Below are 12,004 nucleotides of genomic sequence, written 5' to 3'. Positions count from 1 at the left end.
AAATGCAAACAGCTTTTAATATCGCCAACAGGTCAAGTTTAAACCTTGAGGAATTACAAGCATTAGAAAAACGGGAAATGTTTTTTGAAGACCAACGCGGTGCTGTTATCAAAGGGATGCAAGAAGGTCGCCAAGAAGGTAAGATTGAAGGGCAAATAGAATTAATTATGCGTCTACTCGCGCGACGTACTGGTGAGATTTCGCCGGAAATTCAAACTCGCATCCAGAAGCTATCGGCTGAAAAATTAGAGAGTTTAGGAGAAATATTGTTAGATTTTACCAGTCAACAAGATTTGATTGCTTGGCTGGAATCAGTGTCAGCATAAGTTTGGTTCTGCCACAGGATTTACCAATTACAATTTACCCGTTACCAATTATGAACTTCATCAATCCCAAAACAGATTTTGGCTTCAAAAAAATCTTTGCATCGCCCCAGCACAAAGAAGTTTTGATTAGCTTCCTGAATGCCATGCTCTACAACGCAGAGCCGACAATTCAAGACTTAGAAATCATCGACCCCTACGCCGCACCAGCAATTACTGGTTTAAAAGACACTTACCTGGATGTCAAAGCAAAAATTACAGGAAACACAACTGTAATTATCGAAATGCAGGTAATTAATGTAGAAGCTTTTACCAAGCGCGTCATCTATAATGCAGCCAAAACCTACGCAACTCAACTCAAACCAAGGGAAGGCTACTCAAAATTAAATCCCTTAATTGCCTTAACAATTACCGATTTTGTTTTGTTTGAAAACACCGACAAATTTCTCACCCATTTTGTCTTTAAAGAAGTCGAAGAAAACATCGAATATTACCGAGAAATAGAGTTAGTTTTTCTGGAGCTACCTAAATTCAATAAAAAATTAGAAGAAGTTGAAGGTTTGATTCAAAGTTGGACTTATTTTATCAAAAATGCTCCCGAACTTGAGGAAATACCGGAGAAATTTGCATCAGTGCCCGAAATGCAAACAGCTTTTAATATCGCCAACAGGTCAAGTTTAAACCTTGAGGAATTACAAGCATTAGAAAAACGGGAAATGTTTTTTGAAGACCAACGCGGTGCTGTTATCAAAGGGATGCAAGAAGGCCGCCAAGAAGGTCGTCAAGAAGGTCGTCAAGAAGGTCGTCAAGAAGGTCTAATTGAGGGACAAATAGCATTAATTATGCGTCAAATCGCGCGGCGTACTGGTGAAATACCAGCAACAATCCAAACTCGCATCCAGCAGTTATCTTCCCAACAATTAGATGATTTAGGAGAAATTTTGCTAGATTTTACCAGTCAACAGGATTTGATAACTTGGTTGGAATCGATGTCAGCATAAAAGTATGACCCACCCTACAAGTCTAGAGTAGGGTGGGGCTCCATCTATAATCTACAAGTTTGTTGAATATCTGGTAGCGATGCACCCTACCAATTATCACCACATAGCTAATCTAACAAGTCTGGTTCTCGGCGCACAATCATGTCATAAAGTGGTTGAAAGCTAAACCATCCCATGCGGTGAGAGCCTACTTGCTGCTGTGTCAAACGAGCACATTCTGGCTTGATGAGAATGGGTTTTCCGGCTGCTTCGGCCATTAACTGCGCCTGACAAGAACGTTCCATTGCAATAAACCACCAAGCTGCTTCATCTACTGTTTCACCTACTGTTAACAGTCCGTGATTTTGTAAAATAATTGCTTTTTTATCTCCTAAAGTTTTGGCGATGCGTTTAGCTTCTTCGATTTCCAAAACAACTCCGGTGTAATCGTCAAATAAAGCGTGATCCTCATAAAAAGAACAAGCATCTTGCGTTAGCGGGTCGAGTAACTGGCCCAAACTCGACCAACTTTTGCCGTAGGGAGAATGGGCGTGGGCTGCTGCGATAACGTCGGGCCGGGCTGCGTGAACTTGCGAATGAATGGCAAATGCTGCTTCGTTTACGGATTTATTTCCTTCAACAACTTCGCCTTTGTGGTTGACTAAAATTAGGTCGCTGACTCCAATTAAACTAAAGTGCATTCCAAAGGAATTGACCCAGAAATGATCGAGGTGTTCGGGGTCGCGGACAGTGATGTGTCCGGCAATTCCTTCGCTAAATCCGAAACGACCAAATAATCTGAGTGCGGCGGCTAAACGCTGTTTGCGGTGGCGGCGTTCTTCTTCAATTGAGTTGAATGTCGGCGGTTGAAAAGTGACTTTTGGAACTTTTACTGCAATCATATGTTTGGGAATTGGGAATTGGGCATTGGGCATTGGGCATTGGACATTGGTTGTTATTTGTTATTTGAGCCGCGTTTCCTCAGACTTTTGACTGACATCGGTTACATCCGCCGAGCGAATCCGTTGCCGAACTTGTTCGCTCAGGCGCAAACCTGCTATATTTTTGCAGTCGAAAGTGGCGTTATTGCCGGGGCGCCGTTCGATTAATTCGATAATTTGTCCGGCGGGGTTTTGCAGAAACCACTGGGTTAATGAGCCAGCATCTAAAGGACGATCGGATAGCGGTTTAAAGTTTTTATTTTGCCATATTGTAGCAGCATTCTGTACGTTTTCAACTCGGAGCGCGACGTGGTGAACTGCTTTTAATCCCCTTGTTTGCTGGAAGCGATGCGTTTGGTCGCCGGCTGCGTGGGGCGCATCCAATACTACTAAGCCTCCGGCTGGCATTAATAATGTCATTAAATGCAGCCATAAATCGGAGGGAATGTTAATGTTGTCCGAACAAAAGTTGATTGGGAATAAGTCGGGGCCTTCAACTGTTTTGGCGCCGAAGGGGCGAAAAGATTCGGCGTAGTTTTCGAGTTGAGTGCGACTGGGAAATGTGATGACAAAGTGGTCGATCGCAACTTGTTCGTCGTACAGGTGTGTTTCAAACGTCCAGGTTGTTAAAAATTCGGGAGTGATAAATTTGGGGTTGAATTCCAGTAAGCCGTTGTTTTCGAGGAAAGGTGAGTCAAGGTGGCGATCGAACTTTAGGGTTTGTAGATTCAAGTTTTTCATGTCTCTCACCCGATGTTAAGTACGCAAAACTGCGAATTTTGTCTGCATTCTGAAGTTGACGCACAGTTGGTGCGCCTTAATTCAAAAATAACACAAAATTTAATACTGGCAAGCCGATCGCAACTCCCAAACCTCGATCGACCAATCTCAAAGCCTAAAATAGTATCATTTGCCGATCGCCATTCCGGCCAACCACGCCGTAGTCCACGCACTTTGGAAGTTGAAACCGCCCGTCACGCCGTCGATATCCAAGATTTCGCCAGCAAAGAAAAGTCCGGGACAGCGGCGACTTTCCATTGTCTTGAAATCGACTTCTTTGAGGTTGACACCGCCGCAGGTGACGAATTCTTCCTTAAATGCGCCTTTTCCTGCGATTTGATATTCGCCTTGGACGAGTTCGAGGAGGAGTTTATCGATCGCCTTATTGGATAAGTCAGCCCAGCGTTTTTGTTCGTCAATGCCGATCGAACTTGTCAAACGTTCCCAGAGGCGGCGCGGCATCGGAAACGGACAGCTAGAGACGATTAATCGGTGCGACAACTGCGATTTGACTCCTAGCAGTTGCTGGCGCAAAACCTCCGCGTTGTACTGGGGAAGCCAATTAATGAGCACAGATGTTCGATAATGGCGATCGTGCAAAAATCTCGCACCCCAAGCCGAAAGTTTGAGTACAGCAGGCCCGCTGACACCCCAGTGAGTGATTAACAAAGGCCCGCTTTGTTCTAATTTTGCTCCCGGCAATTTCACCTTAGCATTCGGAACCGAAACCCCGGCTAAATCTTTGATTCTGCCATCAGCAATATTAAAAGTAAATAGAGAAGGAACCGGCACTTCTACGGTATTACCTAACTCTTTTGCCCATTTGAAACCCAACGGATTGCTGCCTGTAGCTAGCAAAATGCGATCGGACTTTAATTGCTCCCCCGACTTAAACACAATTTCAAATGTAGGGGCGGTGCCCCCGTGCCCGCCCTCCCCGCGATCGGATGTTAATTTATGTACTGAAACGACTGCATCGCCAGTGCGAATTTTTACGCCCGCATCCTCAGCGGCGCGGATCAAACAGTTAACAATTGTCGCCGAATCGTCTGTAATCGGAAACATTCGCCCATCTTCTTCTGTTTTCAATTTAACGCCATGACTGGCGAACCAATCAACCGTATCGCGGGGTTGAAATCGAGTAAAAGCACCGCGCAGAGCTTTTCCACCTCTGGGGTAATTCTGCACTAAAACACCGGGGTCAAAACAAGCATGAGTAACATTGCAGCGTCCGCCGCCTGAAATGCGAACTTTTGCTAGAAGTTGGCGGCCTGCTTCTAATAAAGTGACGCGGGCTTGCGGGTAGGTTTTGGCACAGGTAATTGCACTAAAAAAACCCGCTGCACCCCCGCCTATGATTGTAATTTTTAGCATTCGATCGGACAAATTTTTTCTCGCTTATTCTTCTGGTTCAAAATCGGATTTTGCAGCCCCGCAAGTGGGACAAACCCAATCGTCGGGGATATCTTCAAAGGCTGTACCGGGCGGTATGTCTCCGTCGGGGTCGCCTACTTCTGGATCGTAGACGTAATTGCAAACTGTACAAATGTATTTTTGCATTTGCTTTCCCAATTTTAGATTGTCAGCTTGTAGATTGTACTTGACAGGGCAAGTTTGTGCAATACCAGAAAAATTAAGTTTTTCATAATTTACAATTATCAAATAGACATCTTGCAAAAATAAATAGGACGATGCTCAGAGCAACGTCCCACAAGAACAAAGATTGTGGGATGGGTTTTGAGCATCGTGTCCAAATTTGATTAATATCGTTTCTGGTTGTATCGGAATGATTTAACCGCAGAGAGCGCAGAGAACACAGAGGAAGAGAAGAGAGAGATGAATACAGGACGATGCTACCTGATTTGATATAAAAGGGCTGAGACAATATTGTTTGTCTATCTAATCTAAATTCTCAAATATTACAAGCCTCTAAAACTTCGGTTCTAGAGGCTGTATTCTATTTTTTATTAGTTAATCGCGATCGGGGTACTAGACCTTAGCTAAAGGCTTAGTCCAAACGCTGCTTTCATCTTCTTCGTACTGCTTGTGAATGGCTTCCCAGGCTGCGTGTTCGGCTTGGATCGAGTCATTGCTTTCGTCAAATGCGGCGTTGTAGGATTCCATAAAGGTTTTTTGTGCTTCTTCCGACAGGTGCGATCGCACTTCTGGAGATAAGTCAGCCGGACTGTTGCAGCGACCTTTGACGGCGCGCGGCAGTGTCATTTCGCTAATAGTGATTTCTTCGCCGCCTGCGCTTTCTAGCAACAGTTGGAATTCGCCAGATTTATCTGCGGGAACTTCGGCCATCACGAGAAATTCGCCTGCTTCAACGCGAGTTTGATAGATAGTTGCTTTGTCTTCGGGCATTCCCAAAGCGACTAATGCCGAAACTAGACCCGCACCGGCCGAACCTGCGATCGCGCCGCTAGCTGCACCTAACAATACAGCACCCAGCGGGCCTGCGGATACTACTGCACCGACAAAGGGAATAAACAGCACGCCGACGCCGGTTAGCAAGCCCAAAAAAGAACCGAATAAGGAACCAAAAATGGCGCCGCTTCTCAGGCCTCCTAAAATCACATCTTTTTTAGTCAGAAAGCCAGCAATTTTAGTTTTGGACTGAAAGTTTTTGCCCATGACTGAGATGTGGTCGCGGGAGACTCCGCGATCGAGCAAGCGCCGAATTACGCCATCTAATTGTTCTTCTTCCTTAAATACGGCTGAAACTGTGCGTTCTGCTAGATATTCCTCTGACATTGTTCCTCCTTAGAGATCGCTCGCTCGTTTATGCTTTGTTTTTAGTATATGAGGACACTGTAGGGCGATCGCATCGATCTTGAGATAGAGGTAAGTGCGATCGGAGATAGTTTGAGACTCTATCAAAAGAGTTAAGGTATTTTGTGATTGGCGATCGCTCCTCTATTGCAGACAGTTATTCAGCTCTAATATAACCTCCCAAATATTCCAAGTTATTTATCATTTCCTCTGCTGACTTAGCCGCCATTAGATTCACAATTCCTCGCAATTGCTCGCCCACTGAGTAACGCTGTTGTTGTGCAAGAATGATTCCGGCATGATTTCTATTTTCCGCTAAAAATTGACTGTGCAAACTACTGAAATCTCTTCTGTTAAAGCTGTAAATAACTCGCCCTTGCTCAGTTGCCCAAATTAGCTGTTCTTCATCTACATAGCTGATCCTATTAGCTTCTGAGGTAGTCAATACATCTATTCCTGAATTTCGCAGAGCCAATATCAGAGCTTGTTTCTGAATATCTTCATCGAGATACAAACGAATCTGACTCACGATACCTTACCTACCATAGATTCTGCTTCCAAGCGCTCCCATTCAGCATTTTCTGCTGCTATATCCGCGTCGATTTGGTCTTTGTTCGCAAAATAGTAGGCTAATGCTCCATAAATTTGTGCTAAAGTCAAGTGCGGTTTTTCATCAATGATTTGTTCTGGCGTCAGCCCAGCATTGAAATCAATAGCAATATTTTCTACAGTAATTCGAGTTTCGGCAATTCGCGGGCGGCCGCCGCAAGTTCCCGGCGTGCGGACAATTAGCGTTCCTATATCAACGGCAGTTGTCATATTGACCTCAATTGAGTTAACTTTATTCTATTGTAGCGCAGCTTCATTTCTAGGCGATCGCACTTTCGCAACATTAACCAATGCCCCTAGCACCTTTGTTTCCTGTCGTTCATCCCATTCTCAAAACGGCTTTTCCCAGATGTCTGTGGACGGGAGATATCAACAGCCGAGAAATTGCCCTAACATTTGATGACGGGCCGCACCGGCTGCACACACCTCAATTGCTAAAAGTTTTAGATAAATACGACATCAAAGCGAGTTTTTTCTGGCTGGGTTTTTGCGTGGACAGGCATCCAGAAACGGCTAAAGAAGTGTACGATCGCGGACACTGGATCGGCCTCCACGGCTACCAGCACGTATCGTTTGCCAAGCTCAAAACCGACGAACTCAAACAAAGTTTAGGAGATACCCAACAAGCAATTAGCAAAGCTTGCGATTTAGATCCAAAATTAATCCGCGACGTGCGGCCGCCAAACGGCATTTTTACGCCGCGAACATTAGAGTTATTGCAACTGTGGGAATATCGCCCGGTAATGTGGAGTGTTGTCCCGGAAGATTGGGTGCGGCCGGGGGTGATGAAAGTTACGAGTCGCGTCGTTCAGCAAACAGAAAATGGTTCAATAATTGTACTGCACGACGGTTATTGCGGCGGCGAAGATGTGGCGACTTCTGCTGATAAAATTATTCCATTGCTGTTGTATAAAGGTTACAAGTTTGTAACAATCGATCGCCTTTGGCAACAAATTTCTGCCTGATGGCGTCAGTACGATCGCTCCTGGGAACCAAAAAACCGGGTTTTTAAACCGAGATTCAGGGTTTTTAGCCCGCGATTGCGCGATCGCAAAACCCGGTTTTGACGCACCCCTCTGCAAGTCCTAATTCTCATAAATTCATGAAAAAAATACTGTTTGTAGCATCTTTGGGTTTGGCGGTGTGCGGATGGGCGATCGAGCTTTCTCCTGCTCCCAGCCAAACAGAAACTAGAATTGTCGTACAGCAGCCAGCCGGTGACGTATCCGTGCCTGCTGTCAACTCAAAACCCTTTCAAACCGAACTGCTAAGCCCGGGAGTAGAACCCCGACAGCAACTGCGTTTAAAACCAAATTTAGGTATCAAAAGAACGACTACCATGACTGTGAAAACAGAGATGGGAGTATCCGTGGGAGAGAAGTCTATCAATCCGACTAAAGTTCCGACTATGGTCTTAACTATAGAGACACAAGCCACTAAAATTGATGGCAATGGAGATATTCATTACGAGTTTTCCTACGCTAACGCAGATATTGGTGGCGATACTTCAGGTTTGCCAACTGCCGCCGTGGATAGTATGCGATCCGCAGTCAAGAAGTTAGTTGGACTGAAAGGTAATTTCATCATGGATAGTCGGGGTTCTAATAAAGGAGGTAGCTTTACTTTACCGAAAGATGCTGATAATAGCGTTAAACAAATAGTTGAAAATATGTCTAAATCCTTACAGCAGCTTGCCTCGCCGCTACCGGCAGAAGCAGTTGGCAAAGGTGCAAAATGGCGTATTTCTTTTCCATCTAATACTGGTGGCATGAATGTAAATCAAACTGCTATCTATGAATTGATGGACTTGCAAGATGGAGTTGCCACTCTCAAAACTAGCGTAGAACAACAAGCAAATCCCCAAAATTTGACTTTACCCCAATTACCTGCTGGCTCTACTATGGCGGTAAAATCTTTTATGTCTCAGGGTCAAGGAGAAGTTATAATGCGACTGGATCAATTAATGCCTGTTCGTTCGGTCGTCTCTATCAATTCTAATGCTGAAATGACTTTTAAAAGTGCAGGTAATCCAGAAGAATCAACCATGAAAACAAAATTGTCGATCGAGATGAATTTGGATTCTAAATAAACAGTTGACAGTTGACAGTTGACAGTTGACAGTTGACAGTTGACAGTTGACAGTTGACAGTTGACAATTGCCCACCTAACACCTAACACCTAACACCTGATATTATGTAAAGCTTCCGAAAGCTTCGATCGCCAATTTGCCACTAGAGGAGTCTGTTCTATGGTTCGATCGCACAAACGTCAAGCTGTCATCGCTTTAGTAGTAGCCCTGGGCACAATCATCGTAAATTTAGTGTTTCCCGGCTTAAATGTAGCGCCAGCATTGGCAGAAGCCAAGTTTAAAGATGTCAAAGACCATTGGGCTCAAGCCTGCATAGAAGAATTAGCCGAGAAAAAAATCATCAGCGGCTATTACGAAGACGGCACTTTTCGCCCGAACCGCCCAGTCAGCCGCGCTGAATTTGCTGCGATGCTGCGGAGGGCTTTTCCTGATGCCAAAACCGTCCGGAATCCGATCGACTTTGCAGATATTCCCACGAATTACTGGGGTTATAAAGCAATTCGAGAAGTTTATCAAACAGGTTTTATGTCCGGTTCCAGCGGCAGTATTTTTAACGCGACTTTGAACATTCCCCGCTGGCAGGTTTTGGTAGCCTTAAGCAGCGGCTTGAAATATACGCCTACTGGTTCAGCGCCTGAGATTTTGAATGCGACTTTTGAAGATGCGCGAGACATTCCCGAATTGGCGAGAAATGCGATCGCCGCCGCCGCCGAAAAACAACTTGTGGTCAATTATCCCGCCGTCAAACAGCTAGAACCGACACGCAATGCTACTCGCGCCGAAGTAGCAACTTTTCTGTGTCAGGCGATCGCCAAACCCGGCAAAACAGCCTTAGTTCCCTCGCAATACATCGCGCAAGTTCCGCCGAATATCGGCCCGCCGAGAACCACAGAAATCTCGGAATCTGGGAAAGTTAGGGCAGAAGTATCTTTTGTGAAAGAAGCAGAAAATGCTAAAAATATCCGCATCAAAATCATCCGTAACAATCAAAGTTTATTAGAAGAACCAGTGCTGATTCCCACTCGTTCTCTAGCAGACAATCCCGACAAAAAAGCCAGCGATGAAGTATCCGAAGGGCGTTTGTTATCCGTGCGAATCCGTGATTTGGACGGCGACAAGGAACCGGAAGTGCTGGCAGATTTAGTCTCACTTAACAGCGGCGTCCGCTGCTGCAATTATTCGTTTATTTACCGCTACGACTCAGCCGCAAAGAAATACACTCACATCAAGCATTTTTGGGGCAATGTGAGTTACGAAATTGTCGATTTTGGCAAAAATGATCTCCCGGAGTTCAAGAGTCTGGACGGGCGATTTGCCGAGGCTTTTACCAATTATGCGGATTCTCGCTTACCGCTGCAAATTTGGCAGTATCGATCGGGTAAAATGGAAGATGTGACGAAGCAGTATCCCGTGGAAGTATACACCAATGGTGCTGAGCTGTGGCTGGAATCTCGGAAGCGCTTAAACGAAGATGCAGAGGTAAAAGGCGTGTTGGCGGCCTTCATGGCGAGCAAGTATGTCGCAGGCCAGGAAGCGGAAGGCTGGCGGTTATTGGAGGGAGTTTATCAAGGGCGCGATCGCACTCAATTCTTTGGGAAGTTGCGCGAGTTTTTGGTAAGTACGGGATATGGTACTAAGTAGATTTGGCGAATGAATTAGCCGGGGACAGAAACATCCCCGGAGTCATCCCGATTTTCATTCCAAGCATTTTTCACTCCGTGCGATCGTCTTACTCGCTAGAAGAAATATATAATAGCCAAGCGAGCAGGACGATCTGAGTTTTAAAAGTGAAAATGTTCATCCTCAGACGATCCCGCACCAGCGACATCCTCACTAACTCTTCATGTACTTTGTGTGCCACATCTTCAATTTCAGGTAGCAAATGAGCAACACCAAATATCTCTCCAAGGCGAGATGTTTTGAGAAATGCTTGCCTTTGGGCGTGAGTCATTATAACTTTTGTCCCAGCCATTACTTCATCAGTAGTCAACAATTCTTGCACCTCCCCATTCGCTTTCTCAAGGTACGTTGTTGCGCTTCAGCGCTCTTTATAATATTAGGAAAGAGCGCTGAAGCGCAACAACGTACCTAATTTGTCTGACGACAATAAAACTGCCCTAGGTGGCCCCGATAGATAGGGGTAGGCACTCTGATATATCAGAAAATTATTTTTGCAAGAGGTCTAATTATAAAGCAACTCCAAACCCTCTTCGCGATTCTAGTAGGGTGCGTCAGAAGCTGACACACCCTACAGTATACGATACTTACCAGATAAATTGTCTCTGCACATATTCGGCTAATTCTTGATTGTGCTGCTGAAAATACTCGCGCAGTCGCTGACAGACAACATCATTCGCCGGCTGATAATTACCACCGTTATATTGTTTGTAGTCGCGGAGTTGATAATCTGGTAAATCTAAAAAATTAAAGACTTGGCTGAGTGTCGCAGCCGGATTCGCATAAAATTCTTCACTCTGCAATATTAAAAACTGTTCCCTGGGAAAAAGATTCATCCACTGTTTGAGGTTCCAAGCATAAAGACTCTTATAAATATAATGACAATCTTTCCAATAATTTTTATCTGCTAAACTTGTTTCTGTAGTGCCAGCAAGTAATTGCAACTCGGCATCGATCGCCTTTTCAAACGTCCTGGATTCCGTTCCGCGCCTCACCAGCATTTGATAGTGCGACAAAGCGCGCTCGACTGGATTTCGCAAAATCACAATCAGCTTAACTTTTGGCAAACATCCGTGCAATCTTGACGCAGCTAGCGGGTGAGTCAGATAAGTCGGAGTTGCTTCTCCTGTCAAAAAATGATGCGCGTCTATTGACGGCGGAAAGTGCGCTTGATACCAAGCTAATCCTTTGTTGAAATGTTCTGAGAAGAAACAGATTTCTTTATTAGCAGCGGGTAAAATCTGAGGGTGCGAAGTGATATATTTGTAGAGAGAAGTTGTGCCGCACCTCGGAGAACCGATGATGATGAAATCCGGTTCGCGCGATCGCCTTAAATTCCATTCAACTTGGGACAGTTCCGGGCGAGATGCTACAGTTTGCAAGCGGACTGCGGTTTGAAAAAGTGCGATCGACTCCTGGATTTTTCCCTGCTTGCTCAGCGCCACAGCCAAGTTAATGTAGGCTAAGGAAAAATTTGGTAAAATCTCGATAACTTCGCGGTAAAGAGCCACCAAACCGTCAATCAGAGGAGAATCTTTGGGGAGGGGCGCGTACATTAACGGGAAGTAAGCGGCGGTAAAGTTTGGTTGCAGGAGAATAGCTTTTTGGTGACAGGCGACTGCTGCGGCAATTTGGCCGTTTTGTTGCAGGGCTTTTCCTAAATCGTGGTAAGCTGAGGGCGAATTGGGATTTTGGACGATCGCATTTTCGTAAAGCGCGATCGACTGTTGCAATTTTTGGCGATCGTTTAAGCTGTTCTGCATTTAAATTGTATTTTAAGAAACAATCAAATTATTGTGGGGCGATGCTCCGACGCTGCCCAAAATATGC

General features: G+C 45.1%; 14 protein-coding genes. 5 read left to right on the top strand and 9 right to left on the bottom strand.

What is annotated here, in order from left to right; translation table 11 throughout:
- Together QZ918_RS23470 and QZ918_RS23465 are read left to right on the top strand one after the other, a co-directional pair.
- Positions 1-326, top strand: a 326-nt coding sequence (locus QZ918_RS23470) for a DUF4351 domain-containing protein (protein ID WP_293338866.1), incomplete at its 5' end; no start/stop codon positions are given.
- Positions 327-376: 50 nt separating this feature from the next.
- Positions 377-1,324, top strand: a complete 948-nt coding sequence (locus tag QZ918_RS23465) for an Rpn family recombination-promoting nuclease/putative transposase (protein ID WP_293338891.1) — start codon at positions 377-379, stop codon at positions 1,322-1,324.
- Positions 1,325-1,431: 107 nt separating this feature from the next.
- Here QZ918_RS23465 and QZ918_RS23460 read toward each other — a convergent pair whose 3' ends face one another.
- The 7 genes from QZ918_RS23460 to QZ918_RS23430 form a co-directional block, all read right to left on the bottom strand.
- Positions 1,432-2,205: a class II aldolase/adducin family protein gene (locus tag QZ918_RS23460; protein WP_293151039.1), complete on the bottom strand. Its 774-nt coding sequence runs from the start codon at positions 2,203-2,205 to the stop codon at positions 1,432-1,434.
- A 60-nt stretch (positions 2,206-2,265) separates the two neighbouring features.
- Entirely contained in the window at positions 2,266-2,985 is a 720-nt protein-coding gene (locus QZ918_RS23455; protein WP_293150894.1) for a VOC family protein, read from the bottom strand.
- 165 nt (positions 2,986-3,150) lie between these two features.
- Positions 3,151-4,398, bottom strand: coding sequence for a BaiN/RdsA family NAD(P)/FAD-dependent oxidoreductase (locus QZ918_RS23450; RefSeq protein WP_293338864.1), 1,248 nt, complete (start codon positions 4,396-4,398; stop codon positions 3,151-3,153).
- A 24-nt stretch (positions 4,399-4,422) separates the two neighbouring features.
- On the bottom strand, positions 4,423-4,584 hold the full coding sequence (rd, locus tag QZ918_RS23445; RefSeq protein ID WP_293338889.1) for a rubredoxin: 162 nt from the start codon (positions 4,582-4,584) through the stop codon (positions 4,423-4,425).
- A gap of 429 nt (positions 4,585-5,013) precedes the next feature.
- Positions 5,014-5,781 (bottom strand): ChaB family protein, encoded by a 768-nt coding sequence (locus tag QZ918_RS23440; protein ID WP_293338862.1) that lies wholly within the window; start codon positions 5,779-5,781, stop codon positions 5,014-5,016.
- Positions 5,782-5,956: 175 nt separating this feature from the next.
- Entirely contained in the window at positions 5,957-6,328 is a 372-nt protein-coding gene (locus tag QZ918_RS23435) for a DUF5615 family PIN-like protein (RefSeq protein ID WP_293338860.1), read from the bottom strand.
- Positions 6,325-6,618: a DUF433 domain-containing protein gene (locus QZ918_RS23430; protein ID WP_293338857.1), complete on the bottom strand. Its 294-nt coding sequence runs from the start codon at positions 6,616-6,618 to the stop codon at positions 6,325-6,327. The genes QZ918_RS23435 and QZ918_RS23430 overlap by 4 nt, the downstream gene beginning before the upstream one ends.
- A gap of 80 nt (positions 6,619-6,698) precedes the next feature.
- Here QZ918_RS23430 and QZ918_RS23425 point away from each other — a divergent pair, with 80 nt between their 5' ends.
- From QZ918_RS23425 to QZ918_RS23415, 3 genes are all read left to right on the top strand, one after another.
- Positions 6,699-7,373, top strand: coding sequence for a polysaccharide deacetylase family protein (locus QZ918_RS23425; protein WP_293338854.1), 675 nt, complete (start codon positions 6,699-6,701; stop codon positions 7,371-7,373).
- Between the two features lie 137 nt (positions 7,374-7,510).
- Positions 7,511-8,497, top strand: a complete 987-nt coding sequence (locus QZ918_RS23420; RefSeq protein WP_293338852.1) for a hypothetical protein — start codon at positions 7,511-7,513, stop codon at positions 8,495-8,497.
- 159 nt (positions 8,498-8,656) lie between these two features.
- Positions 8,657-10,138: an S-layer homology domain-containing protein gene (locus tag QZ918_RS23415; RefSeq protein WP_293338850.1), complete on the top strand. Its 1,482-nt coding sequence runs from the start codon at positions 8,657-8,659 to the stop codon at positions 10,136-10,138.
- Positions 10,139-10,226: 88 nt separating this feature from the next.
- Here QZ918_RS23415 and QZ918_RS23410 read toward each other — a convergent pair whose 3' ends face one another.
- Positions 10,227-10,490 carry a protochlorophyllide oxidoreductase gene (locus tag QZ918_RS23410; protein WP_293338847.1) on the bottom strand — a complete coding sequence of 88 codons (264 nt, stop codon included), beginning with the start codon at positions 10,488-10,490 and terminating at the stop codon, positions 10,227-10,229.
- Positions 10,491-10,761: 271 nt separating this feature from the next.
- Positions 10,762-11,937: a sulfotransferase family protein gene (locus QZ918_RS23405; RefSeq protein ID WP_293338844.1), complete on the bottom strand. Its 1,176-nt coding sequence runs from the start codon at positions 11,935-11,937 to the stop codon at positions 10,762-10,764.
- Between the last annotated feature and the right edge of the window lie 67 nt (positions 11,938-12,004).

This window comes from Microcoleus sp. CAWBG58, assembly GCF_020883045.1.
Classification (GTDB): domain Bacteria; phylum Cyanobacteriota; class Cyanobacteriia; order Cyanobacteriales; family Microcoleaceae; genus Microcoleus.
Note: the sequence above shows the minus strand (reverse complement) of the source record. Positions and strands in the feature narration are given on the sequence as shown.

Bases quoted from the DNA above. Each gene is read 5' to 3' on its own strand.
- QZ918_RS23465 (WP_293338891.1), top strand. From the start codon at position 377: ATGAACTTCATCAATCCCAAAACAGATTTTGGCTTCAAAAAAATCTTT.
- QZ918_RS23460 (WP_293151039.1), bottom strand. From the start codon at position 2,205: ATGATTGCAGTAAAAGTTCCAAAAGTCACTTTTCAACCGCCGACATTC.
- QZ918_RS23455 (WP_293150894.1), bottom strand. From the start codon at position 2,985: ATGAAAAACTTGAATCTACAAACCCTAAAGTTCGATCGCCACCTTGAC.
- QZ918_RS23450 (WP_293338864.1), bottom strand. From the start codon at position 4,398: ATGCTAAAAATTACAATCATAGGCGGGGGTGCAGCGGGTTTTTTTAGT.
- rd (WP_293338889.1), bottom strand. From the start codon at position 4,584: ATGCAAAAATACATTTGTACAGTTTGCAATTACGTCTACGATCCAGAA.
- QZ918_RS23440 (WP_293338862.1), bottom strand. From the start codon at position 5,781: ATGTCAGAGGAATATCTAGCAGAACGCACAGTTTCAGCCGTATTTAAG.
- QZ918_RS23430 (WP_293338857.1), bottom strand. From the start codon at position 6,618: ATGACAACTGCCGTTGATATAGGAACGCTAATTGTCCGCACGCCGGGA.
- QZ918_RS23425 (WP_293338854.1), top strand. From the start codon at position 6,699: ATGCCCCTAGCACCTTTGTTTCCTGTCGTTCATCCCATTCTCAAAACG.
- QZ918_RS23420 (WP_293338852.1), top strand. From the start codon at position 7,511: ATGAAAAAAATACTGTTTGTAGCATCTTTGGGTTTGGCGGTGTGCGGA.
- QZ918_RS23415 (WP_293338850.1), top strand. From the start codon at position 8,657: ATGGTTCGATCGCACAAACGTCAAGCTGTCATCGCTTTAGTAGTAGCC.
- QZ918_RS23405 (WP_293338844.1), bottom strand. From the start codon at position 11,937: ATGCAGAACAGCTTAAACGATCGCCAAAAATTGCAACAGTCGATCGCG.